This is a genomic window from Rhodoferax mekongensis, from assembly GCF_032191775.1.
Taxonomy (GTDB): domain Bacteria; phylum Pseudomonadota; class Gammaproteobacteria; order Burkholderiales; family Burkholderiaceae_C; genus Allorhodoferax; species Allorhodoferax mekongensis.
Map to the genome: position 1 here is coordinate 2,102,135 of NZ_CP132507.1, position 24,393 is coordinate 2,126,527.

General features: G+C 58.1%; 23 protein-coding genes. 13 read left to right on the plus strand and 10 right to left on the minus strand.

The annotated features are described in order from the left end of the window. Nucleotides 1-9 precede the first annotated feature (9 nt). Complete coding sequence (gene moaA / locus RAN89_RS10175) at nt 10-1,167, minus strand: GTP 3',8-cyclase MoaA (RefSeq protein ID WP_428984439.1); 1,158 nt, start codon at nt 1,165-1,167, stop codon at nt 10-12. A gap of 91 nt (nt 1,168-1,258) precedes the next feature. On the opposite strand from moaA, the gene RAN89_RS10180 reads away from it, so the two are divergent. From RAN89_RS10180 to RAN89_RS10190, 3 genes are read left to right on the plus strand one after another with little or no spacing between them, the layout of a single operon-like run. Next, the gene (locus tag RAN89_RS10180; protein WP_313866214.1) at nt 1,259-3,205 is read left to right on the plus strand and encodes a TonB-dependent receptor plug domain-containing protein; all 1,947 of its coding nucleotides are present in this window, start codon (nt 1,259-1,261) and stop codon (nt 3,203-3,205) included. Nucleotides 3,206-3,210: 5 nt separating this feature from the next. Continuing rightward, nucleotides 3,211-4,149, plus strand: coding sequence for an ABC transporter substrate-binding protein (locus RAN89_RS10185; protein ID WP_313866215.1), 939 nt, complete (start codon nt 3,211-3,213; stop codon nt 4,147-4,149). Then, the gene (locus tag RAN89_RS10190; protein WP_313866216.1) at nt 4,146-6,086 is read left to right on the plus strand and encodes an ATP-binding protein; all 1,941 of its coding nucleotides are present in this window, start codon (nt 4,146-4,148) and stop codon (nt 6,084-6,086) included. The genes RAN89_RS10185 and RAN89_RS10190 overlap by 4 nt, the downstream gene beginning before the upstream one ends. On the opposite strand, the gene RAN89_RS10195 is transcribed toward RAN89_RS10190, so the two are convergent. Further along, entirely contained in the window at nt 6,083-6,721 is a 639-nt protein-coding gene (locus RAN89_RS10195; RefSeq protein ID WP_313866217.1) for a response regulator transcription factor, read from the minus strand. The two genes, RAN89_RS10190 and RAN89_RS10195, sit on opposite strands and share 4 nt — an antisense overlap. A 131-nt stretch (nt 6,722-6,852) precedes the next feature. Next, a complete protein-coding gene (locus RAN89_RS10200; RefSeq protein WP_313866218.1) occupies nt 6,853-8,907 on the minus strand; it encodes a sodium-translocating pyrophosphatase in 2,055 nt (684 codons plus the stop codon). Between the two features lie 228 nt (nt 8,908-9,135). On the opposite strand from RAN89_RS10200, the gene ppa reads away from it, so the two are divergent. Then, nucleotides 9,136-9,666, plus strand: a complete 531-nt coding sequence (gene ppa, locus RAN89_RS10205) for an inorganic diphosphatase (RefSeq protein ID WP_313866219.1) — start codon at nt 9,136-9,138, stop codon at nt 9,664-9,666. Nucleotides 9,667-9,804: 138 nt separating this feature from the next. Here ppa and RAN89_RS10210 read toward each other — a convergent pair whose 3' ends face one another. Next, nucleotides 9,805-10,599, minus strand: coding sequence for an esterase/lipase family protein (locus RAN89_RS10210; RefSeq protein WP_313866220.1), 795 nt, complete (start codon nt 10,597-10,599; stop codon nt 9,805-9,807). Here RAN89_RS10210 and RAN89_RS10215 point away from each other — a divergent pair. From RAN89_RS10215 to RAN89_RS10225, 3 genes are all read left to right on the plus strand, one after another. After that, nucleotides 10,593-10,811 carry a hypothetical protein gene (locus RAN89_RS10215; RefSeq protein ID WP_313866221.1) on the plus strand — a complete coding sequence of 73 codons (219 nt, stop codon included), beginning with the start codon at nt 10,593-10,595 and terminating at the stop codon, nt 10,809-10,811. The two genes, RAN89_RS10210 and RAN89_RS10215, sit on opposite strands and share 7 nt — an antisense overlap. A 21-nt stretch (nt 10,812-10,832) precedes the next feature. Next, the gene (locus tag RAN89_RS10220) at nt 10,833-11,354 is read left to right on the plus strand and encodes a chemotaxis protein CheW (RefSeq protein WP_313866222.1); all 522 of its coding nucleotides are present in this window, start codon (nt 10,833-10,835) and stop codon (nt 11,352-11,354) included. 73 nt (nt 11,355-11,427) lie between these two features. Next, nucleotides 11,428-13,539, plus strand: coding sequence for a methyl-accepting chemotaxis protein (locus RAN89_RS10225; protein ID WP_313866223.1), 2,112 nt, complete (start codon nt 11,428-11,430; stop codon nt 13,537-13,539). Here the strand turns inward: RAN89_RS10225 and RAN89_RS10230 are convergent. Continuing rightward, nucleotides 13,536-14,729: a GNAT family N-acetyltransferase gene (locus RAN89_RS10230; protein ID WP_313866224.1), complete on the minus strand. Its 1,194-nt coding sequence runs from the start codon at nt 14,727-14,729 to the stop codon at nt 13,536-13,538. The genes RAN89_RS10225 and RAN89_RS10230 overlap by 4 nt on opposite strands. Nucleotides 14,730-14,802: 73 nt before the next feature. On the opposite strand from RAN89_RS10230, the gene RAN89_RS10235 reads away from it, so the two are divergent. Continuing rightward, entirely contained in the window at nt 14,803-16,479 is a 1,677-nt protein-coding gene (locus RAN89_RS10235; RefSeq protein ID WP_313866225.1) for an NAD+ synthase, read from the plus strand. A 20-nt stretch (nt 16,480-16,499) separates the two neighbouring features. Then, the gene (locus tag RAN89_RS10240; protein WP_087493503.1) at nt 16,500-16,838 is read left to right on the plus strand and encodes a P-II family nitrogen regulator; all 339 of its coding nucleotides are present in this window, start codon (nt 16,500-16,502) and stop codon (nt 16,836-16,838) included. Nucleotides 16,839-16,847: 9 nt separating this feature from the next. Here RAN89_RS10240 and RAN89_RS10245 read toward each other — a convergent pair whose 3' ends face one another. The 5 genes from RAN89_RS10245 to RAN89_RS10265 form a co-directional block, all read right to left on the minus strand. Next, nucleotides 16,848-17,258: a diacylglycerol kinase gene (locus RAN89_RS10245; RefSeq protein WP_313866226.1), complete on the minus strand. Its 411-nt coding sequence runs from the start codon at nt 17,256-17,258 to the stop codon at nt 16,848-16,850. Nucleotides 17,259-17,277: 19 nt separating this feature from the next. Then, nucleotides 17,278-17,775, minus strand: coding sequence for an RDD family protein (locus RAN89_RS10250; RefSeq protein ID WP_313866227.1), 498 nt, complete (start codon nt 17,773-17,775; stop codon nt 17,278-17,280). Nucleotides 17,776-17,860: 85 nt separating this feature from the next. After that, nucleotides 17,861-18,502, minus strand: coding sequence for a DUF3106 domain-containing protein (locus RAN89_RS10255; RefSeq protein ID WP_313866228.1), 642 nt, complete (start codon nt 18,500-18,502; stop codon nt 17,861-17,863). Nucleotides 18,503-18,537: 35 nt separating this feature from the next. After that, nucleotides 18,538-18,975, minus strand: a complete 438-nt coding sequence (locus RAN89_RS10260; protein WP_313866229.1) for a DUF3619 family protein — start codon at nt 18,973-18,975, stop codon at nt 18,538-18,540. After that, complete coding sequence (locus RAN89_RS10265; RefSeq protein WP_313866230.1) at nt 18,972-19,538, minus strand: RNA polymerase sigma factor; 567 nt, start codon at nt 19,536-19,538, stop codon at nt 18,972-18,974. Before RAN89_RS10265 ends, RAN89_RS10260 begins: the two co-directional genes overlap by 4 nt. Before the next feature lie 292 nt (nt 19,539-19,830). Between RAN89_RS10265 and RAN89_RS10270 the strand changes: the two genes are divergently transcribed. The 4 genes from RAN89_RS10270 to pssA all read left to right on the plus strand — a co-directional run bounded on the left by RAN89_RS10270 (nt 19,831) and on the right by pssA (nt 24,385). After that, nucleotides 19,831-21,609: an acetolactate synthase 3 catalytic subunit gene (locus RAN89_RS10270; protein ID WP_313866231.1), complete on the plus strand. Its 1,779-nt coding sequence runs from the start codon at nt 19,831-19,833 to the stop codon at nt 21,607-21,609. 136 nt (nt 21,610-21,745) lie between these two features. Then, on the plus strand, nt 21,746-22,237 hold the full coding sequence (gene ilvN / locus RAN89_RS10275) for an acetolactate synthase small subunit (RefSeq protein ID WP_087493510.1): 492 nt from the start codon (nt 21,746-21,748) through the stop codon (nt 22,235-22,237). Nucleotides 22,238-22,372: 135 nt separating this feature from the next. Continuing rightward, complete coding sequence (gene ilvC, locus RAN89_RS10280; RefSeq protein WP_087493511.1) at nt 22,373-23,389, plus strand: ketol-acid reductoisomerase; 1,017 nt, start codon at nt 22,373-22,375, stop codon at nt 23,387-23,389. Between the two features lie 162 nt (nt 23,390-23,551). After that, nucleotides 23,552-24,385, plus strand: coding sequence for a CDP-diacylglycerol--serine O-phosphatidyltransferase (gene pssA / locus RAN89_RS10285; RefSeq protein WP_087493512.1), 834 nt, complete (start codon nt 23,552-23,554; stop codon nt 24,383-24,385). Nucleotides 24,386-24,393: the final 8 nt, after the last annotated feature.

Consider the following 24,393-nt stretch of genomic DNA (forward strand, 5'->3'; position numbering starts at 1 on the left):
AGCGGCTTATCACCCGCCGATGTAGCTCATTTCCACCCGCTTCGGGCCGGCGATGTTGTCGATTGAGTCGGATCCCCGCAAAGCGGAATAACGGTCCGAGCGGCCCCCCCAGATGCTGGCGATGGCCTCTTGGAGTTGTTCGGGTGACGCACCGCTGCGTACCAAAGACCGGAGGTCGTGTCCCCGGCCTGCAAACAGGCACAAATAAAGCTGCCCCTCTGTGGAAAGCCGCGCCCGATTGCAGTCGCCACAAAATGCCTGCGTCACACTGCTGATCAGTCCGATTTCACCCGCCGAACGGTCATGCATTCCGTTGGCATCTGCATAGCCCCAACGTTGGGCGGTTTCTCCGGGCTGGGAGCTTGGCAGAGGTATCAGCGGCAGGTGTTCGCGCAGCCGTTGAAGCACGTCGTGGGACGGCAGCACTTCATCCATACGCCAGCCGTTGGTCGCCCCAACATCCATGTATTCGATGTAGCGCAAGGCCACACCACTGCCACGGAAATGGCGTGCCATGGGCAAGATTTCCTGCTCATTGGTTCCGCGTTTGACCACCATGTTGACTTTGATGGGCCCCAGCCCTGCGGAGTGGGCAGCCTCAATGCCGTTCAACACATCGGCGACCGGGAAGTCCACATCATTCATGGCTTTGAAAATGCGGTCATCCAGTCCATCAAGACTGACGGTGACCCGTTGTAAACCCGCATCTTTGAGGGGGCGGGCTTTCTTTGCCAAAAGGGATCCGTTGGTCGTAAGGGTCAGGTCCAGGGCATGGCCCTCAGGCGTTGTGATGGCCGCGAGCTGCTCGATCAAGGTCTCGATGTTCTTGCGTAGCAGTGGCTCACCACCGGTCAGACGGATTTTTTGTACGCCCAGCGCGACAAACTGCTTTGCCAAGGTCGTGATTTCCTCAAAGCTCAGCAGGGCGCTGTGCGGAAGATAGGGGTAGTCCTTATGGAACACCTCTTTGGGCATGCAGTAGCTGCAGCGGAAGTTGCAGCGGTCCGTGACGCTGATACGCAAATCGCGCAGGGGGCGCCCCAATGTGTCACGGATGGAACCGAGCATTCCGGGGTGGGGCATGCCGGTGGCCGCTGAGGCGTGTACAGGAATGCCTGATGAGCGTTCATCGATCAAAGGAAAAACACGTGGATTGCGGCTGGCCATGCAGATTTATCAATGTTGTGTGCTGTGAGGCCCGCAGACAGGGCAAAATCAGCTTGCAAAATAATAGCAATCGTCTTTGGGTTGAACTCCCATGAAACCATTACCGTTCGCCATATTACTGACATTGCTATCTCCCTGGGTTGTGGCCCAGCAGATGGAGCCTGCTTCGGTCTCAGAGAAAGACTTTCTGGACGAAATGCCGGTTGTTCTGTCGGTGTCCCGGCTTGCGCAGCCTGTCGATGAGGCTCCCGGTGCTGTTACGGTGCTGGACCGTGCGTTCATCCGGATGACCGGGGCACGCGATGTCGCGGACTTGCTCCGATTGGTGCCGGGCTTTCAGACCACCACATCCTTCGAGACGGATGCACCCATGGCAAGCTACCACGGCCGCAATGATGATTGGGCCAACCGCATTCAAGTGCTGGTAGACGGGCGTTCGGTGTATTCCGGCCACCTTCAAGGGTCGGCAGGACTGGGACTGCAAACGCTTGCCATTGACGATATCGAGCGCATTGAAGTGCTGCGGGGTTCCAATTCGGCTTCTTACGGAGCGCGGGCGTTCCTCGGTGTGATCAACATCGTGTCCAGAGATGTGCGTGAAACGGCAGGTGGCCGGGCCAGGCTCAGCGGGGGGGATAGCGGCGTCGCCGACGCCTATGCTGGGTTGGGCTGGGGAGATCAGGACAACGCCTATCGCCTGAGTATGGACAGCCGCGGCGATATGGGCTTGCGCGGGGCCTACGGGGTGAATCGGGTCTCGCGATTGAACTTCTCGGGCGCCATTAGCCTGGCACCAGCGTCGTCCCTGGAAATACGGGCAGGCAGTTTGGGGATTGATGCTGGACGGGGTGAGGCAACGTCTCCCGGAAATGTGTCACGGAGCCGATTCCTGGGCTCGCAGTTCGTTCAAGCAGACCTGCAACTTCCGTTGGCTGCGGACCAGGACCTGCAAGTTAGTTTTTCGCAAACGGAAAACACCCATAGAGACCGTTTTCCCTACTATGACAACAATGCACCCGCCAATTACCAGGGGGTGCCTGTGGACTTCAGTGCTTTTGAAGTTAACCAGGCGATGACGCTGCAACACACCGCCCGATGGGGTCCGTCTTTGCGTACGGTGTGGGGCTTGGAGTTGCGCAAGGAGGTGATTGATTCGCCATCCAGCTTCGATACGCGGGGATCCGTGACCAGCAATTTCCAGCGACTGTTTGGAAATGCAGAGTGGCGTATCCAGCCTACCTTGTTGCTCAACAGTGGTGTCATGCTGGAGCAAAGTGAGTTGGGCGGGGGCTCTGCATCGCCAAGGGTCATGTTGAATTGGCATGTGACCCCGGGTCACACCTTGCGCGCGGGGGTCTCGACAGCCTTTCGTCCCCCAAGCGCCTATGAGAAGTATGCGGCGGTGCGCTACCACTTAACTGATGGTCAAGTCAAAACAACAGTGTTTAGTAATGGCAATCTAGTGCCAGAACGCATATTTACTCGCGAGCTTGGCTATAACTTGAGCTCGCCTGCTTACGGCTTAGCAGGTGATGTTAGGTTGTTTGACGAGCGGATATCCGATGGCATTGAACGTCCCGCCAAAGCCAATGACTCTGATCCGGACGACTACCTCAATATTGATAACTACGGCATTTCGGGCGCGGAACACCAGCTCCAATGGCGGCCTTCCTCCTCTGCACTGGTGTTCTTTACCCAGACGTGGACCAACGTAGAGGGGGCAGAGCGCTTCCGCGTGACACACAGCGCAGCCCGCTATGCCATGTCGCTCAGCGGGCAATTCACCACTTCGGGCGGGTATGTCTGGTCGGCGATGCACGCGCAGTCCGAAGATATAGCGTTGATGTCTGATAGTGGTGATAGGAGGCTATACAAGATATCTCGTACTGATGCACGCCTATCCAAGAGCTTTAAGTTGGGCCGAAATAGGGCGGAAATATCATTGACCTTGCAGAACTTGGATCAGCCATCGCGCGACGGTGACAAGAAATTTCTGTTCGACCGCCGCGCGTTTGTCACTTTGCAGGTGGAGCAATAGTGTCCATGCGCCGCATACTTCTGCAAGTCATGTGCATGCTCTTCGCATGCTGTGTGGGCATGGGTATTGCAGGCGCCGCTGAGTTGTTGGTGGTGAGCGGTGACAGAAGTCCGGGCTACTCGGAGGCAGCGCAGTCCATTGCCGCAGACTGGTTGCGACCGGGCGTTGACAAATCGGAAGCTCAGATTTTGTTTCTGACAGATGCGTCAGCTCTTGATGCACCTTCGCTGTCCGCCGCCAAAATCATTGTCACCTTGGGCAGCGAGTCCCTCCAGAAGGTGCTCGCCAAAGATCTTCGTGTTCCAGTCATTGCCGCCTTGATCCCAAAGGCGGGGTTTGAGCGCATTGTCAGGGAACAAGCCAAAAGGCCATCCACGCCCCTGGTTGCGTTGTATCTGGAACAACCGTTCCCGCGCCAGGTCGAGTTGCTGAAACTGGCACTGCCGGATGCTAAAAAGGTAGGTGTGTTGTGGGGTGCGGAGTCCGGCATGCAAGCGGGCAGTTTGCTCGCTGGGCTTCAAGCGCGTGGAATGGAACTGGTGAGCGGCTACGTGGGCGGTACCAACAATCTTTTTTCGGGTCTGAAAGCAGTGCTCGATGGAACGGATGTGTTGTTGGCCGTCCCGGATCCGCAGGTCTATAACGGTTCAAGCATTTCGAATGTGTTGCTGGCCACCTACCGTGCCCGGGTTCCCGTGGTCGCATTCTCACCCGCTTACGTGAGGGCGGGGGCTCTGCTCTCTTTGCACAGCACGCCCAAGCAGATCGGTCAGCAAGCTGCACAGATGGCCCGGGCGCTTCAGCAGGGTAGTAGTGTTGTCAGTTCTCAATACCCCTCGGACTACACCATTGTGCTCAATGACCATGTGGCGCGCTCACTGGGTTTGAATCTGGATGAGCAATCGCTCACCGAGCGTCTGCGTCGGTGGGAGAAGCGACCATGACCTTCCGAGGTATCCGGTTCCGCATGCTTCTGGCCGCACTCGCGCCGGTGTTTCTGGTCGTGGTGTCCTTGATGGCGGTGTTCTGGTCGACGCGGGTCTCCGATCTGGATGAAGCCCATATCATGCGTGCCAAATTGATTGCTCACCAGATTGCCATGTCCAGCGAGTACGGACTTTTTTCCGGCAACGTCGCAAGCCTTCAGGCTATTTCAGCAGGCCTACAGAATGAATCGGATGTGCGGTCCATCGCCATTTTCGACGCTAACGGGCAGTTGCTCGCCAAGACCGGGAAGAGCCGGTACACAGAGTTGTCAGAGGCCGTGGGCGCCAACTACATCGCCTTGCAAAAGACCTTGGGTGTAGACGTGATTTGGGAGAGTGTCTCCAGCAGCAATGTCTCACTGGACGACTTTTTCAGCCCCAGAACGGCAGCCCGTGGGAGCTCCGTTCTCGGGTACGTGGTTCTTGAAGTGTCGCGCGAGCGTCTGGATACCCGCGGTCGGGAAACGTTGCTCGTAGCAGTGGTTATCGGGATGGCGGGTCTGCTTCTGGGCGGTTTGTTGGCCTTGCGACTCGGCGAAGGGGTGATCGGGCCGGTGATGCGGGTATCCCGCACGATCGAACGTATTGGCGAGGGCGACTTGTCGCCTAGTTCAGAAGCCTTGCCATCAGACCCATTGTTTGATCTGCAGACCCGGCTGAACCAGATGGCGCAGCGCTTGGCGTGGGGGCGTGAGGAGTTGGAGTACCGCGTGGAAGCGGCAACCCGGGAACTGCGCCTGAAGAAAGAAGAGGCGGAGACTGCCACTTTAGCCAAGTCCCGTTTTCTTGCCGCTGCCAGCCACGATTTGCGGCAACCTACGCACGCATTGGGCATGTTTGTGGCGCGCTTGGGCCAGTTGCGTCTGGATGCGGAAACCCGCCAGGTGGTGGGTAGCCTGGAGGCCTCTGTTCAATCCATGCAGGACTTGTTGGACGGGCTGCTGGATGTCTCCCGTCTGGACGCTGGCGCGGTGCAGGTGCAGCGGGTCGCCGCACCCGTCGAGGACATCCTTCAAGGGCTTCGCAAAGCTTTGCTACCTTTGGCCGAAGGCAAGGGTTTGCGCCTGAGGGTTCGGGCCTCCGGCGAGTGGTTTTTGAGTGACCCGGTGCTCTTGCAGCGCATGCTCATGAATCTGGCCAACAATGCCATCCGCTACACAGAGCAGGGTACCGTTTTGATTACCTGTCGTGTGATCGAGGGCGGAGCCCAACTGCGTTTCGACGTGTCAGACAGTGGCATTGGCATTTCGCCCGAGCATCAGCGTGAAATCTTCCGCGAGTTTTATCAGGTGGGGAACTCCGGGCGGGACCGCACGCAAGGGCTTGGATTGGGGCTGAACATCGTGGAGCGGACAGCCAAGCTGTTGGGCCACTCCGTGTCATTGCGTTCCAATCTCGGATGCGGTACCCGGTTTTCCATCCGGGTTCCGCGCGCGTTGCCACGTGAAATTCCGGTAACCACTGTGCCTCTGCAGGAGCCTGCCGGGCTGGGCGAACTCGAAGGGATGCGTATCCTGATTGTGGAGGACGACGGGTTTGCTCTGGAGGCTTTGCAGGGCCTGCTGCGCTCTTGGGGGTGTGTGGTGAATGCGGCGGCCGGTGTACAGCAGGCCTTGGATTTTGTGAACGCTTACCCTGCGCCCGATCTGGTTCTCACAGACTTTCGGCTGGGTGAAGACCGCAATGGCATGGATGTCATCGATATGGTCCGGTCTCATGCCCGGCGGGATATACCAGCCTGCCTTATGAGTGGCGATACCGATGCGGAACTGATCCAGTCTGCCAAAGCCGCCGGCTTGACGCTTTTGCACAAGCCTGTGAGGCCGGCAAAATTACGTAGCCTCTTGCGGCGTCTGGCGATTAACAGTGCCCCGGAAGCTCAGGAAAAATCCTAGGCGGCGGTAGCGGGGCGGTAGCCGCTGCGGGCGGCGGCCACGACAGCCTGTGTACGGTTTTGTACGTCAAAGTGGCGCAAGATGGCCGCTACGTGGGTCTTCACGGTTTCTTCCGATACATTGAGCGTGGTGCCGATTTCCTTGTTCGAGCGTCCGTCCAGCAATTCGCGAAGCACCAGTTCCTGCCGCTGGGTCAATGGGGGCTTTTCGTTGGCGGGTTCCAGGGCTCCGAAATCGGAGCGTCCTTCCAGCTCACGGGGTGAGTACACATCACCGTTGAGCACCAGCCGCACTGCATGCAAGAGCTCATCACTCAGGGTGGATTTCGTGACAAAGCCGGAAGCGCCGTTCTGTAACACCTGACGCATGATCTGCGTGTTGGCAGACCCGGACAACATGACGATGGGCAGCTCGGGATGGCGCTGGCCGAAGATGTCTAGCGCAGCCAAGCCGGTCATGTCCGGCAGGTGATAGTCCAGCAACACCAGATCCAGATCGGGATGGTCTGCCGCTTGGTCGAACGCCTGCGCGCAGGTCCCTGCCTGCAACACCGTCACATCTTCATCCAGTCCCTTCAGGACTTGATGCAAACCTTCACGCACCAAGGCGTGGTCGTCAATCACAAGAATTTTCACGTCAGTCTCTTTGTAGACGCCGAGTTAGCGAACGCCTTGCATGTTATCGCAAGGCAGGTGTCTTTACACGTCCAACAAAAAGGCCCGCAGCGCTGGGCTTGCGGGCCTTGTCAGGCTGGTGGCAGCGCGGATCAGCCGCCGTGGATTTTCATCATGAGCGGCACGATCAGCAAGGCCACGATGTTGATGATCTTGATCAGCGGGTTGACGGCCGGACCCGCGGTGTCCTTGTAGGGGTCGCCCACTGTGTCACCGGTTACGGCGGCCTTGTGCGTCTCGGAACCCTTGCCGCCGTGGTGCCCGTCTTCGATGTATTTCTTGGCGTTGTCCCAAGCGCCACCGCCGGTGCACATGGAGATGGCCACAAACAAGCCGGTCACGATGGTACCCATGAGCAAGCCACCCAACGCAGCCGGGCCGAGCGCCAACCCGACCACGATAGGCACCACTACGGGCAGCAGGCTGGGGATCATCATTTCCTTGATTGCGGCGGTGGTCAGCATGTCGACTGCGGTGTCGTACTCCGGCTTGCCGCTGCCGTCCATGATGCCCTTGATTTCCTTGAATTGGCGGCGCACTTCCACCACCACAGAACCTGCGGCACGACCCACGGCCTCCATGGCCATGGCGCCGAAGAGGTAGGGGATCAGCCCGCCGATGAACAGGCCGATGATGACCATCGGATCGCTCAGGTCGAAACTGATGTGCTTGCCGTAAGCATCAAGCTTGTGGGTGTAGTCCGCAAACAGCACCAGCGCGGCCAGGCCGGCGGAGCCGATGGCATAGCCTTTGGTGACCGCTTTGGTGGTGTTGCCCACGGCGTCCAGGGGGTCGGTGATGTCCCGCACGCTGGCAGGCAATTCACTCATCTCGGCAATACCGCCCGCGTTGTCGGTGATGGGGCCGTAGGCGTCCAGTGCCACCACGATGCCGGCCATGCTGAGCATGGACGTGGCGGCAATCGCAATGCCATACAAACCGGCCAGTGCATAGGCGGTGTAAATAGCCACGCACACAAAGATCACCGGCCAGGCGGTAGACCGCATGGAAACACCTAAACCCGCAATGATGTTGGTGCCGTGCCCCGTGGTCGATGCCTGGGCGATGTGCTGCACGGGCGAGTACTGCGTGCCGGTGTAGTACTCGGTGATCCAGACCAGTGCTGCGGTGAGCACCAGGCCCACGGCGCAGGCGCCGAAGAGCTTGCCGGCCGCTCCGGTGCCGCCCAAGGCGTTGTCGGCGATCATCGATTGCGTCACAAAATAGAACGCAATCAGCGACAGTACACCGGCCACCGCCAAGCCCTTGTACAAGGCAGGCATCACGTTCTTCATGCCGGGCGATGCCTTCACGAAAAAGCAGCCGATGATGGACGCCACGATAGAAACAGCCCCCAAAGCCAAGGGATATAAAACGGCGTTGGCAACCGCCCCACTTGCGAGGAGTGCTCCTAAAACCATAGTAGCAATCAGCGTGACGGCATAGGTCTCGAACAGATCCGCCGCCATGCCGGCGCAGTCACCCACGTTGTCCCCCACGTTGTCGGCAATCACGGCCGGGTTGCGCGGATCGTCTTCCGGAATTCCGGCTTCCACTTTGCCGACCAGGTCAGCGCCCACATCCGCTCCCTTGGTGAAAATGCCACCACCCAAGCGCGCGAAGATGGAAATGAGGGACGAGCCGAAGGCAAACCCGATCAGCGGGTTGAGTTTGGCCGATGTAACGGCGCCGTCCGGCACCAGAAACCAGTAAAAACCGGTCACACCCAGCAGGCCCAAACCCACCACCAGCATGCCGGTGATGGCGCCGCCGCGGAATGCGACGTCCAAGGCGGGGCCAATGCCCAAGGTGGCAGCCTGCGCCGTGCGCACATTGGCGCGCACCGATACATTCATGCCGATGAAGCCGCAGGCGCCGGAGAGCACCGCGCCCAGCACAAAGCCCACCGCAGAGAGACTGTCCAAAAAGATACCGATCAGGATGGTGAGCACCACGCCGACGATGGCAATGGTTTTGTATTGCCTGGCCAAGTAGGCTGCGGCGCCGGTTTGAATGGCGGCCGCAATTTCCTGCATGCGTGCGTTGCCTGCGTCCTGGGAAAGAATCCAGCTGCGTGCCCAAAAGCCGTAAGCCACGGCAATCAATCCACAGCCAAGCGCCAGAAATAGCGCTGTGTTGCCCGTCATAGAAATTCTCCTCTATGGTTGTTTCGCAAAGATGGGAGCAACGCCAGCGTTGTCCCCGCTGCGTTGCTTCCTCAGTGCTCCAACCCTGCTTGGCAGAGGGAGGTGATTGGCCAACACAATCAATGTAGCCTGCTTTGTCGGCCAAGCGGTGAATTCGAAAGTGCCAAGTCAGTAAAATCAGGGTTAATCCGTACGTTTCCTGTTTCAACTCAAACAAAGAGAGATTGCATGTCCCTAGACAATGTCACCCCCGGCAGCAAAGTGCCTGAATCGTTCAACGTCATCATCGAGATCTCGATGAACGGCGACCCCATCAAGTACGAAGTGGACAAGGCCTCCGGCTGCATCTTTGTGGACCGTTTCATGAACACGGCCATGCACTACCCCACCAACTACGGTTACGTGCCCAAGACCATCGCGGGTGACGGCGACCCGGTGGACGTGTTGGTGATCACCCCCGTGCCCCTGCCACCCGGTGTGGTGGTTCCTTGCCGTGCCATCGGTATCTTGAAGATGGAAGACGAAGGCGGCCTGGACGGCAAAGTGCTGGCGGTGCCTACTGACAAGATCCTGCCCCTGTATTCCCGTTGGAAGACGCTGGATGACCTGAACCCCGTGCGTCTGAAGGCCATCGAGCACTTCTTTGAGCACTACAAAGATCTGGACACCGGCAAATGGGTCAAGGTCCAAGGTTGGGGCGGTGTGGACGAAGCCCACAAGGAAATTCTGGACGGCATCGCCGCCTACAACCAGCAGTAAGCGGTATGGACCTGAAACACTGCGCTCAGCGTGTTTCAGGCCCCTGGCGCCCGTCCGGCGTGCGCGAGCAGCTATCAAAAAAATAGCGTCCCGAGGGAAATCCCCGGGACGCTATTTTTTCGCCTGAACTCCGTGCGTTTAGCGTTGCGGGTCAGGAAACAGCAGGCGCGCCAGAGAGCTACCGGGCTGAAATGCTTGCCATTGACCCTCCGCCTGCGCAAGCCGGTCTGCCACCACCCACCATGCGCTGGGGTTCAGCCCCAGGCCGATATGGCTGGCAAACACTTCCACGTTTTCGGTATGCGGCTGCTTGCGGCTTTTGGCCTGCAGGCTCGCTTGCCAAGCCACGACACCGTCGCTGCGGGAATAGACGGAGGTGGTCGGCACAGGGGGCGCGCCAGCCAAGTCAAACTGCTCGATCGCGTCTGTGATCTTGTGTCCTGCAGTCAGTTCATAGAGCTTCCAGGCATTGGTGCTGGTGTGGGAGCCGCCAAAGGGCGTTCCCAACGTAATCACCGCGCGCACCTGATCGGGCAACTCTTTGGCCAATTCGCGGGCGTAGATTCCGCCCAGGCTCCAACCTACCAGGCTGACTTTTCGGCCGGTACTTTGCGCGAGCTCCAGGATTTGCTGGCGCGCAGTCTCCAAAACGCCCGCGCGCGGGCCGAAGTTGTAGCCCTGGTTCCAGCCGGACACGTCATAGCCCAGGTTCTTCAGGTAGGCCCGCAGGGGCAAAGTGGATCCATCACTGGCCGTCAGTCCGGGGAAAACCAGCACGGGGTGGCCGTCGCCGGCGGGGGCCTTGGACAACACCGGCCAGCTGGGCAGCACCGACCATAGCTCCCACGGCGCGCGCAACTCGAGCGCAATCAAGTGCCAGCCGGGTGCAGCAGGGTGGGGTGTGGGTTCTGACGAAGGGGCTTTGCTTGCCATGGCTTGTTGTGTCTCCTGCAGCCCTGATGATTCAGGGGGCTTTTGCTTTCCAAGAAGTTAGCAGCATTCCGGGCCATGGGCACGGATACCCGCGCGCTTTAGGTGTGGCTCCTCAGGCGCGTCGCGAGGGCGGATTCAAGGTGTATTTCCGCCTTTGCATTATTCAGGAGCCGGTGTATGATGAATCGATAAAAATGTTAAAAAACATTTAAATTGATTTTTGAGGTACGCCGATGGAAACCGCCCACACTTCTTCGTTGTTCGACAAATCGCACGAGTCATCATCCGCTTTGTCGTCCGGCGCCGATTCCGGCCAGTATTTGAGCTTGCGGCTCGGCAGTGAGGAATATGCGATCGATATCCTTCGCGTGCAGGAAATCCGGTCTTACGAGGTGCCCACCAAGATGGTGAACTCGCCGAGTTTTGTGAAGGGTGTTATCAACCTACGCGGCGTCATCGTGCCGATTGTGGATTTGCGACTCAAGCTCAATCTGGCCAAGGTGGAGTACAACGACTTCACCGTGGTCATCATTCTGAACATCCGTGGCATGGTGGTGGGCGCAGTGGTGGACGGCGTGTCGGACGTGGTCACGCTGAATGCCCAAGCCATCAAACCTGCACCGCAATTTGAATCCGCATTGGAGTCCCGGTTTATCGTGGGGCTGGCGACCTTGGGCGAGCGCATGCTGATCGTGATGAACATGGACGCCCTGATGAGCAATTCCGAGATGGGCATGATGACCGAGGCCCTGTGAGGTCGGGCAACGCACGCTTCTTGCGTGTAGCTGCGCAGGTCAAAACTTTAGTTAACCTTTATTGGAGTAGTCGATGCCATTCTCTTTTTTGAGTTCCTTGCGCGGCAAGATTGTGGGCTTGGTCGGCCTGCTGGTGCTGCTGGGGCTCGCAGGCTTGTCTGCGACCAATGTTTACACGGCCCGCTCGCATGCATTGGAGTCGCTCGACAACCAGACCCGCGCCCTGGCCCATTCGCATGCCACCGGTGTGGCGGAGTGGATTGCCAGCCGGCATCAGGTGGTCAAGTCCTTCGGTTTTGCTGTCAATGAAGCAGATCCACTGAAGTTTCTAGAGGCAGCCAAAGTGGCGGGCGATGTCGACTCGGCCTACATCGGTTATGCCGACAAGCGCACGGCCTTCTCCGAAAAGCAAAATCTGCCACCGGATTACGACCCGACGGCACGCCCTTGGTACCAGTTGGCCGCTGCATCGCAAGGCCCGGCGCTGACGCCTCCTTATGTAGATGCGGGTTCCAAAAAATTGGTAATCACCTTCTCTGCTGCCATCCGTGAGGGTGGGGCGGTCAAGGCGGTGACAGCGGTTGATGTGTTTATGGACGGTGTGGTGCGCAATGTGGCCTCCATCCGGCCGACGCCGGGCACCTACGGTTTCATCGTCGATAAAGCCGGCAAGATCATGGTGCACGAGGACACAGCCCTGGTGCTCAAGCCCGTCACCGATATTGCGCCTGATCTTGGAGGCAGCGGACTGGAGGCCTTGAGCAAGGCAGAGGCAGTTCGGGACATCCAAATCTCCGGTGAAAGCCGTTTGGCCTACGCCACGCCCATTGCCGGAACCGACTGGTTTCTGGTGATCGCGCTCAAGCGCCAGGAAGCCATGGGCGGCATTACCGCCATGGTGTGGTCCTCGGCGGTGGGTAGTCTGGCGATTGCCGTGGTCGCGGTCTTGCTGATCGGTGCCGTCCTGACCAAGGTGCTGGCGCGCCTGGTGGTGCTCAAAGATGCCATGCAGGACATAGGTTCCGGCCAGGGTGATTTGACCCGCCGTATTGAAACTTCAGGCAATGACGAGTTGGCTGCAATCGCTACCGGTTTCAACCAGTTTGTAGAGAAGACACAGGGTGTGCTCAAGCAAGTGCGCTCCAGCGCCGACGCAGTCGCCACCGCCAGCGCTGAAATCGCCCAAGGCAACAACGACCTCTCCGCCCGCACCGAACAACAAGCCAGCGCCCTGGAAGAAACCGCAGCGTCCATGGAAGAACTCGGCTCCACCGTCAAACAAAACGCCGACTCCGCCCGTCAGGCCAATCAACTGGCCATGAATGCCTCTACCGTGGCTATTCAAGGTGGAGAAGTCGTCGGCCAGGTCGTGGAGACCATGAAAGGCATCAATGAGTCCAGCCGCAGAATTGCAGACATCATCAGCGTCATTGACGGCATTGCCTTCCAGACCAACATCCTGGCCCTGAATGCAGCCGTAGAAGCCGCTAGAGCAGGAGAACAAGGCCGGGGCTTTGCCGTCGTAGCTTCTGAAGTCCGGTCCCTCGCAGGACGGTCTGCCGAAGCTGCCAAAGAAATCAAGACCCTGATCAACGCCAGCGTAGAGCGGGTAGAGCAAGGCAGTAGTCTGGTAGACAAAGCCGGTGAAACCATGACCGAAGTGGTCAGCAGCATCCGGCGGGTGACCGACATCATGGGAGAAATCAGCGCAGCCAGCTCCGAACAGAGTGCCGGTGTCTCACAGGTTGGAGAAGCAGTCACCCAGATGGACCAGGCCACGCAACAGAATGCTGCCTTGGTGGAAGAGATGGCAGCGGCTGCCAGCAGCCTGAAGAGTCAGGCCAATGATCTGGTGCAGGTGGTGGCGGTATTCAAACTGGGCAACGAAAGCCACGGCGCTTATTCCAGCAGCAGCCCGTCCAGCGGTGGTAGTCACGCGTTGGCAAGCCCCTTGCCCAAAGCAGCCGTGCGCTCCAACCCACCCCAGAAGTTGAACTTTGCAGGGCCCGAGCGCAGGGCAGCGGCCGCAGCAAGTTCTGCCAAAACTGCCCCCAAGCCAGCCGCCAAACCGGCAGCCTCACCGGCCAAAGCCCCGCCGGTGCTGACTGCTCAGGCCATCTCGCCGCCCAAGACCAGCAGCCGCGTCACGCCTGCGGGCGGGGATGATGATTGGGAGACTTTTTAAACCGGCTTCTTGAGCGGCGTACGCTGCTCCAGGTGTTCCAAGTAGTTTTGGATGCCTTCGCCTTCACGCTCCAGAAAGCGCTGCACCGCATCCGCAAACGCCGGGTGCTGCAGCCAGTGGGCACTGCTGGTTTTGACGGGGAGCAGGGCGCGGGCCATCTTGTGTTCGCCCTGGGCGCCGCCCTCAAAGCGCCGGTAGCCATTCGCAATACACCATTGCAATGGCTGGTAGTAGCAAGCCTCGAAGTGCAGGCAGTCCACATGCTCCACAGCGCCCCAGTAGCGGCCGTACGCAACCCGGTCTTCTGTATCAAATAGGCCTGTAGCGCCCGTGGAACGAGCGCCAACAGCTATCAAACTGCTAGCAATGGACTTGCCTCCGCGCTCCGCCACAAACAGCAGCCAATGCTCGGGCATGGTGGCGGCCATGCGCCGGAAGAAGTCGGGCGTCAGGTAGGGCGGGTTGCCGTGCTCGCGATAGGTCCGGGCATAGCAGCGGTAGAAGAAATCCCAATCTGCAGCGCTGATGTCTGCGCCTTGGCTGTGGCGGAACGTGACCCCAGCCCCAGCCACCTTGCGACGCTCCTGCTTGATTTTCTTGCGCTTCTCCTGATTCATGGACTGCAGGAACTGGTCAAAGTCTGCATAGCCCGGCGTAGTGTTGTGCCAGTGGAACTGCACCGTATGCCTTGCCATCCATGCGGCATCCTTAGCACTCTGCATGTCGGCATCGGCGGCAAACAGCATGTGGGCCGATGACACGTTCACCGACTCGCACCACGCCTGCACCGCCTGCAGCAGCGCTGCGCGGGCCTGTGCATCCACCGCCAGCAAGCGGGTGCCGGGCACGGGGGTGAAAGGCACGGCAATCACGCCCTTGGGGTAGTACTCCAGGCCGTGTTGCTGGTAGGCGCTGGCCCAGGCCCAGTCGAACACGTATTCGCCATACGAATGGTCTTTCAGGTAAACCACGCAGGCGGCGCACAAGGCCTCGTCCCGGTGCAGGGTGATGAAGTGGGCGCTCCAGCCGGTCGCGGCCGTGGCGCTGCCGCTCTCAGCCATGGCGGCCAAGTAAGCGTGGCGCATGAAGGGGGTAGGGTGGCTTTGCGTGGCCAGCAGCGCATCCCAAGCTCGGGAATCCACCTCAGAGGGTGTCGCTGACACCCGGATGACATAATCAGTGCTACCCATTTAGCGCCCCCGGCGCGACAGCCAAACGGCGCCTGCAAACGCCCTCAGGCTGTGAACTTCGATCTGCTGGTTCATGACTCTCAAACTGTGCGTTGCGCAACTCAATTTCATCGTCGGTGACCTGAACGGTAATGTGAAAAAAATCGTCGATGCGGCCACCCATGCCTATGCGCAGGGTGTGCGGCTGGTGTTGACGCCTGAATTGTCCATTTGCGGCTATGCCGCTGAAGATTTGTTCTTGCGCCCTGCCTTCATCCAAGCCTGTGATGATGCCGTGAAATCGGTGGCGCAGCAGCTCGCCGGGTTAAAGGGCTTGAGCGTGGTGGTCGGTCACCCCACCGGAGGTGACAGCCGCACCCGCTCGGTCGCCATCCAAAGCCGCTTCAATGCGGCCAGTGTGTTGCGCGAAGGGCAGGTGGTCGCCCACTACGCCAAACGTGAACTGCCGAACTACCAGGTGTTTGACGAGCGTCGCTACTTCAGCCCCGGCCAAGGTGTGTGTGTGTTTGAAGCGGGCGAGGGAGCAGATGCCGTTCAAGTGGGTTTGCTCATTTGCGAAGACGCTTGGTTTGAAGAGCCGGCCCGTCTGGCCAAAGAAGCAGGCGCCGAGCTGCTGGCGGTGATCAACGCGTCACCTTTCCATGTAGGCAAGGGCTACGAACGCGAAGCACGCATGGGTGAGCGCTGCCGTGCCACGGGCTTGCCACTGGTCTACGCCCATCTGGTGGGCGGTCAGGATGAGGTGGTGTTTGAAGGCCACTCCTTCACCTTGGATGCACAGGGTGCCGTCACCGGTCGTGCTCCGAGTTTCAAGGAAAATCTGTTTGTAGCGCAGGTGGCGCGTGCGCAAGCAGCTATCAAATTGGTAGCGGATGTTGAGCCCGAGCGATCTGCTGAGGCGGACCTGTGGGACGCGCTGGTGCTGGGCGTTCGCGACTATGTGGGCAAAAACGGCTTCCCCGGTGCGTTGCTGGGTTTGTCGGGTGGCATCGATTCCGCCTTGGTACTGGCCGTTGCGGTGGACGCGCTGGGGGCCGACAAGGTGCGTGCCATCATGATGCCTTCGCCCTATACCGCTGACATCAGCTGGATCGATGCCCGCGACATGGCGGCCCGCATGGGCGTACGCTACGATGAAATTTCCATCGTGCCGGAGTTCGAAGCCTTCAAGGCATCGTTGGCAGGTGAGTTTGCCGGCCGCGCGGAAGACACGACCGAAGAGAACATCCAGGCCCGTATCCGCGGCACTTTGTTGATGGCCTTGTCCAACAAGTTCGGCAGCATCGTGCTGACCACAGGCAACAAGTCCGAAATGGCCACCGGCTACTGCACTTTGTATGGCGACATGGCCGGCGGCTTTGCGGTCATCAAGGATTTGGCCAAAACCACAGTGTTCAAGCTCGCTTGGTGGCGCAACGCCCATGACCCCTATGGCACCGGCGCCTACCCGATTCCTGAGCGCATCATCACGCGCCCGCCCAGTGCCGAGTTGCGCCCGGATCAGAAGGACCAGGACAGTCTGCCGCCGTACGAGGTGCTGGACGGTATTTTGGAGCGCTACATGGAAAACGACGAGAGTATCGACGCCATCATCGCCGCAGGCTACCGGACGGAGGATGTCGAGCGCGTCACCCGGCTCATCAAGATCAATGAGTACAAACGCCGCCAGGCGCCGGTAGGAATCCGCGTTACCCACCGCAGCTTCGGCAAGGATTGGCGTTATCCTATTACCAACCGTTTTCGGGCCTGATTTTTACCATGGACACGCAGATGAAACAAATTACCGCCATCGTCAAACCCTTCAAGTTGGAAGAAGTCCGTGAAGCGCTCGCTGAATGCGGCGTGACCGGCCTGACCGTGACCGAAGTCAAAGGCTTCGGCCGCCAGAAAGGTCATACCGAGCTCTACCGCGGTGCGGAGTACGTCGTGGACTTTCTGCCCAAGATGAAGGTGGAAGTGGTTGTGAAAACCGATGACGTGGACCGCTGCGTGGACGCCATCGTCAAAGCAGCTCACACCGGCAAAATCGGCGACGGCAAAATTTTTGTGACCAGCGTGGAGCGTGTAGTCCGCATCCGTACTGGCGAGCAGGACGAGTCCGCTGTTTAAGCTAAACGCCTAAACAGCAAAGCGCTGCCAGAGCGCCGCACACCAGATGGCGGCGCAGAGCAGCAGGCTCAGCAGCACGGCTGCACTGCCGATGTCTTTGGCCCGTTTGGACAGCTGGTGCCATTCGGGGCCTACCCGGTCGACGACGGACTCGACCGCGGTGTTCAGTAACTCCACCACCATCACTGCAATGACGCTTGCCGCGAGGACGGCGCTCTCTACCCAGCTTTGGCCCACAAAAAGGGATGCAGGTAGCAGCACCAACGCCAGAACACATTCCTGCCGGAATGCGGGCTCGTTCCACCCGGCTTGCAAGCCAGCCCATGAGTAGCGGGTCGCATGCAGAATGCGGCTCAAGCCCCGACGTTGCTTTTGCGGGTTGACTGCGGGATCAATGTGATTTTCGGGCGTGGATTCCATGAGGCCTTTGGGTCGCCGATCAGCGGCTGAGGGGGGCTGAAGTGATGAGACGGGTGCCAGCCCACGCGTCGTGCCAGAACTGCTGTTGAGGGTGAAAGCGGCTCAAGATGGCCCAGACAGCAAACCAGCCCAAGCAGATGACGACAATCTCACCACCCGACAGGTGAAAGGGCGAAACCGCCAGCAAGGGCGGGAGGAACCATACCCAGCTCAACACGTAGCGTCCCAATGCGCGCAGTTGCGTAATCTTTTTGCCGTCACGACCGACTACGCGGATATTCCATGTTTTCATGGCCAGCGTCTGCCCGTGGGCCCAAAACCAGACGAAGTAGACACCTAGCACCACAAAGAGGAAGAGACTCAAAAGCGGACGCCGGGGGTCTATGCCGCTGCGCACTTGCCCCAAGGTGCTAAATAGCCAAGTGGCAAAGAATGCAACAGCAAACAGCAAAATGCCTTCGTAAACCCAGCACGCCATCCGGCGCCAAAGACCGGGGGTGTCCAACGCGATTGTCATCAAAGTACCGACCTTCGTAGAAATGAAGGCCAGATTGTAGGCACCTCAGTACCACCCGCACCCAGGTGCCAAGCAAGCCAGTTGCTTAGTTGCTGCTATTGGATTTTGCCGCCGGGGCCAGAGGCAAGAGGGTGTTTTGATCCAAAGGCTGCTGAGCGACCAGTTTTTCCCTCTTCGACTCGGGAGAATTGCGGGTCAGCGGAACAGGTGTAATTTTTTGAGGGGAAGGCGCTTTGGTGGCAATCGCTGCCCCCGCCGGTTTGGCAGCCGCTTTTTTGGCCAAAGCCTCCTTCTCTTCTGCGCTCAAGGCTTGATAGGCTTCCCAATTGGCCGCGAGCTCCGCAGGTGGGGTTTTTTTGGTCTCGGCGAAGTTCAATCGCGCTTGCTGCCGCTCCTTGGGCTTGAGAGCCGCCCACTCTCCCATGCGGCTGTGCAGCCGTTCCTTGTCCTCGGCAGACATGTTGGCGAAGTTTTGGGACAAAGCAATCCACTTGCGCTGATGTCCGGCTGCCAAGGTTTCCCAAGAGGTTTGCAAAGGCGCAAGGGCCGTCTTTTGGGCTGCGTTCAAGCTACTCCAAGTGACGGCTGGGGTTGTCGCCGGGGCTTGGGGCGGCAGCGCGGGGCTGCTCTGAGCGATGGAAACGTCATATGCGCCAAGCAGCGCTACCGCGCAAACAGCAGCAATCACCTCATGACTGGCGCAAACGTGAAAGGGGGGGCGTTGCATGGCGTCGATTGATGCGGATGTAGGGTTACAGCCGCTTACTTCTCTTGGTTGCTGCGTAAAAATTGCGCAAAACCTGGGTCTGTGTAAGCTGCAGGCGGCAGGGCGTTGGTTAGCAGCTCGGTATCCACATCGGCAATTTCCTGGGCGGTCCAGTCGTCTTGCGCCAAACCGATGACGATCATTCCCGTCACCAGCAACAGCAATGGCAGCCATGAGCCAAGTTGGGTCATCCAATGGCGGAAACCGGAGCCCATTTGCAGGGTAGCCTCGCCGCTTTGCCCTGTGACAACGTTGGCCGATGTGGTTTCAGCCACCCACTTGCGTTTGGCAAGCGCCTGCATACGCGCGACCTTCAGTCTCTCGGAAATGTCATGGGGCAGGGAGTCTGCACTTTCGTTCAGGCGTAAGGTAACGGCGCGCCCCACAGCGTCTTGGATTTCCGCACTTGAACGGTGCATTTTTGTGGTTTTCATAGCCGGATCCCCTTTCCTTTCAACGCATTTCCCAAGGCCTGTACTGCTCTGGAGCAGTGTGTTTTGACGCTGCCTTGTGAGCAGCCCATTGCGGCAGCCGTTTCCGCAACATCCATATCCTCCCAATAACGCATAAGGAAGGCTTCCCGTTGACGTGGCGGCAACCGCAATATCTCTTCTTCTATCGAAAGCAAGGTTTGTGCACGCTCGGTTTGCGTTTCCGCACTTTCTGATTGTTCTCCGCCTTGGTCGGTTACCAAGGACTCCAATAGATTGAAGTCATCGTCCTCAGTTCCCGACTCGAAATCACTCAATGTTGAAAACAGAGCGCTGTAAGTCTTCTGCCGGCGAAACCAGTCCAGGGTGCTGTTGGACAAGATCCGCTGAAACAGCATGGGGAGCTCTTCGACCGGCTTGTGGCCGTAATGTTCGGCCAGCTTCATCATGCTGTCCTGAACGATATCCAAAGCGGATTCATCGTTGCGGACATGGTATGCCGCCCGTTTGAAGGCCCGTCTTTCGACACTTTTCAGGAAATCAGAGAGTTCTTTTTCGGTTGCCAAGTGACGGGACCATTGAAGGCATAAACTAAAGTCTGACAGTCTGTCTCAACGCAATATTTCTGGCGGAGAGGCCCGTGATTATTGCATTCCGGCAAGGACTGCAAACCGACGTCCGAAAGTGCGTGTCTAAACAAATGCCATAATACCGGTGCTATTAAAAGGCAAACGGGTCCTGGTCCGGCGCAACATTCAATGCGTCCATGGCTTTGACCTTAAGTCCCGACGCGACTCCACAAGTGTTTGCGAAGGGGCACCCAAGGTTTTTCGTCAGAGAAATTCACAAAGGTTCATCATGGAAATTTCTAAAGCCGAAATCGCTTCGGCCGCATCCGCATCCAAATCCGCCGCTGTTCCCGAATTGAGGGGCGCGGAAGTCCTTGTCAAAGCGCTACAAGCCGAAAACGTCAAATATATCTGGGGTTACCCCGGTGGTGCAGTTCTGCACATTTACGACGCTTTCTACAAGCAAGACACGATCCAACACGTTCTGGTACGCCACGAGCAAGCAGCCGTGCATGCTGCCGACGGCTATGCCCGTGCCACCGGTGATGTCGGCGTGGCGTTGGTGACATCCGGGCCGGGTCTGACCAATGCCGTGACCGGCATTGCTACTGCTTACATGGATAGCATTCCCATGGTGATTATTTCCGGTCAGGTGCCTACGCACGCGATCGGACTGGATGCTTTCCAAGAGTGCGACACAGTCGGCATCACACGCCCCATCGTGAAGCACAACTTTCTGGTGAAGGACGCCAAGGACATGGCGGAAGTCATGAAGAAGGCGTTCCATATCGCTCGCAGTGGTCGTCCCGGCCCTGTGGTCGTCGATATTCCCAAGGACGTGTCTTTTAAGAAGGTGCCCTATCACGGCTACCCGGAGAGCGTGGAAATGCGTTCTTACAATCCGGTGCGCAAGGGGCATGGTGGGCAAATTCGCAAGGCCTTGCAACTGTTGTTGACCGCCAAACGTCCTTATATCTACACCGGTGGCGGCGTGTTGCTGAGCAACGCTTCCAACGAACTCCGCACTCTGGTGGACATGTTGGGCTACCCCTGCACCAACACCTTGATGGGTCTGGGTGCGTACCCTGCGAGTGACCGCAAGTTCCTCGGCATGCTGGGCATGCACGGTACCGTCGAAGCCAACAACGCCATGCAGAACTGCGATGTGCTGCTGGCGGTGGGTGCGCGTTTCGATGACCGCGTGATTGGCAACCCCAAGCACTTCGCCCAGAATGAGCGCAAGATCATTCATATTGACATTGACCCATCCAGCATCTCCAAGCGGGTGAAGGTCGATATTCCTATCGTGGGCGATGTGAAGGACGTGCTCAACGAAATGATCGCGATGATCCGCGAGGGTTCGACCAAGCCTGACGCGAATGCACTGGGTGCTTGGTGGGACACGATTGAAGGCTGGCGCAAGCGCGATTGCATGAAGTACAGCCCCGGCAACGGCGATGTGATCAAGCCGCAGTATGTCGTGGAAACTCTTTGGAACATGACCAAAGACGCCGATACCTACATCACGTCCGATGTGGGGCAACACCAGATGTGGGCTGCGCAGTACTACAAGTTTGACGAGCCCCGTCGCTGGATCAACTCCGGTGGTCTGGGAACCATGGGCGTGGGCATTCCCTATGCCATGGGCATCAAGCTGGCCAAGCCGCAAAGCGAGGTGTTCTGCATTACCGGCGAAGGCTCGGTACAAATGAACATCCAGGAGCTTTCCACCTGCCTGCAATACAACACGCCTATCAAGATCTGCTCCTTGAATAACCGTTATCTCGGGATGGTGCGTCAGTGGCAGGAAGTGGAATATGAAGGTCGCTACAGCCACAGCTATATGGATGCATTGCCGAATTTTGTGAAGTTGGCGGAAGCCTATGGTCACGTCGGTATGTTGATTGAGCGCCCCCACGATGTGGAACCCGCATTGCGCGAGGCCCGCAAACTCAAGGACCGCACCGTGTTCATGGACTTCCGCACAGATCCCACTGAAAACGTGTTCCCCATGGTCCAAGCCGGCAAGGGCATCACAGAGATGCTGCTCGGGTCGGAGGATCTCTAAGCAGATTTACGTCAATTAGTGCTCTGGCGCGCATCCCGTGTGCGCGAGTTGCTATCATTTTTGAAGAATCTATTGTCTGCCAAGCTGTGCGGTTACCGCCGCACGGGGAGGGCAGCGAAAAGAGGAATCGGTACCTATGAAACACATCATTGCAGTTTTGCTGGAAAACGAACCCGGCGCCTTGTCCCGTGTTGTGGGCTTGTTTTCGGCCCGCGGATACAACATTGAATCGTTGACCGTGGCGCCCACAGAGGACCCGAGCTTGTCGCGCATGACCATTCAGACCACCGGTTCGGATGACGTGATAGAACAAATCACCAAACACCTGAACCGCCTGATTGAGGTGGTGAAGGTGGTGGATCTCACAGAAGGTGCCTACATCGAGCGTGAGCTCATGATGGTAAAGGTCCGTGCGGTGGGCAAGGAGCGCGAAGAGATGAAGCGCATGGCCGACATCTTCCGTGGCCGCATCATCGATGTGACTGAAAAGAGTTACACCATCGAACTTACAGGCGATCAATCCAAGAACGATGCGTTCCTGGAAGCCATCGAGCGCACCGCCATTCTGGAGACGGTGCGAACCGGCTCCAGTGGCATCGGTCGCGGCGAGCGTATTCTGCGGGTTTGATAAAGGTTTTCCTGTGTGTGCTTCGGCTGGCTCAACACACAGGGATTGTTTGGCGACAGTGTTTACCGTTCGCCCCGAGCTTAGGTAGTTTTTGCAACAGGGCGCTTTTCGCCAATATTTATTTCGGAGAGAAAAATGAAAGTTTTTTACGACAAGGATTGTGACCTGAGCCTGATCAAGGGCAAGACAGTTGCCATCATCGGTTACGGCAGCCAAGGCCATGCACACGCGCAAAACTTGAACGACAGCGGCGTGAAGGTCGTGGTCGGTCTGCGCAAGGGCGGAGCTTCCTGGGACAAGGTTGGCAAAGCCGGCTTGACCGTGATGGAAGTGAACGATGCAGTCAAGGCTGCTGACGTCGTCATGATCCTGTTGCCCGACGAGCAAATCGCCGAGGTGTACACCAACAACGTGGCCCCCAACATCAAGCAAGGCGCTTCTTTGGCGTTTGCACACGGCTTCAACGTGCATTACAACCAAGTTGTGCCCCGTGCCGACCTGGATGTCTGGATGGTTGCTCCCAAGGCCCCTGGCCACACTGTGCGCAACACATACACCCAAGGTGGCGGCGTGCCTCACTTGGTCGCTGTACACCAGGACAAGTCCGGCAAAGCCCGTGACTTGGCTCTGAGCTACGCGATGGCCAACGGTGGCGGCAAGGCCGGCATCATTGAAACCAACTTCAAGGAAGAAACTGAAACCGACTTGTTCGGTGAACAGGCAGTGTTGTGCGGTGGTGCGGTTGAGCTGATCAAGATGGGTTACGAGACCCTGGTGGAAGCCGGCTACGCACCTGAAATGGCGTACTTCGAGTGCTTGCATGAACTGAAGTTGATCGTGGACCTGATCTACGAAGGCGGCATTGCCAACATGAACTACTCCATCTCCAACAATGCGGAGTTCGGTGAGTACGTGACAGGCCCTGAAGTCATCAACGAAGAGTCCCGCAAGGCCATGCGCAACGCATTGAAGCGCATCCAGAACGGTGACTACGCCAAGATGTTCATCCAGGAAGGCCGTTTGAATTACCCAAGCATGACCGCACGCCGTCGCAACACCGCTGATCACAGCATTGAGGTGGTGGGTTCGCAATTGCGCGCCATGATGCCTTGGATTGCCAAGAACAAGCTGGTGGACCAGACCCGCAACTAAGCCATTGCAGGTACATCAAAAGGCCACTTCGGTGGCCTTTTGTATTGGTGGGTGTTCTTCGGCAGGGCTACATTGCACTGCTTTACACTGCACCCCAATCGTGCCGGCACGGAGTGTTCCAGTGTGGATCACTTGGTCGTGTGTGGCTGGCAAGGAGAATTTATGCATGATGGTTCTGAATCAAAAGTCGCAAGCGCTGACGCCGTGGTCATTGTGAAGCGACGCAAGGGCATTTATGTTCTGCCCAACTTGTTCACGCTGGCCGCACTGTTTGGCGGGTTTTACGGCATCGTGATGGCGATGAATGGCCGATACGATCTGGCCTGTGTGGGCATCTTTTTGGCCATGGTCCTGGATAGTCTCGATGGCCGCGTAGCGCGCATGACCAATACCCAAAGTGCCTTTGGTGAGCAGATGGATTCTCTTTCCGACATGGTGTCATTTGGTGCGGCTCCTGCGTTGATTTCTTATATTTGGGCTCTCAAGGAGCTGGGACGTTGGGGTTGGATCGCTGCCTTTGTCTACTGCGCCTGCGCTGCGCTTCGACTTGCCCGATTCAATGTGAATACCGCCGTTGTGGACAAGCGCTATTTCCAAGGCTTGCCTTCACCGGCAGCTGCAGCGTTGGTCATCGGCTTTATCTGGCTGATGACCGAGTTGGGCTTCAAGGGAACCGAGTCAGTCTGGGGCATTTCCATCGCTTGGGTCACCTTCTCTTTCGCTTTGTATGCCGGCTTGACCATGGTAACCAACGTGCCTTTCTACAGTTTCAAAGATGTCAGCATGAAGAAGAGCGTGCCGTTCGCCGTGATCGTTCTGATTGCTTTGGGTATCGCGGTGATCAACATTGATCCGCCTACCGTCATTTTTGGGGTTTTTGTGGTCTATGGTCTGAGCGGCTATGTGATCTATGCCGTCAGAAAAGCTCGCGGCGTGCAGACGAGCGTGATCAGTACTTCAACCGACGAGCCGGACGAACGCGGCTTGCACATGTAAAACTGTAT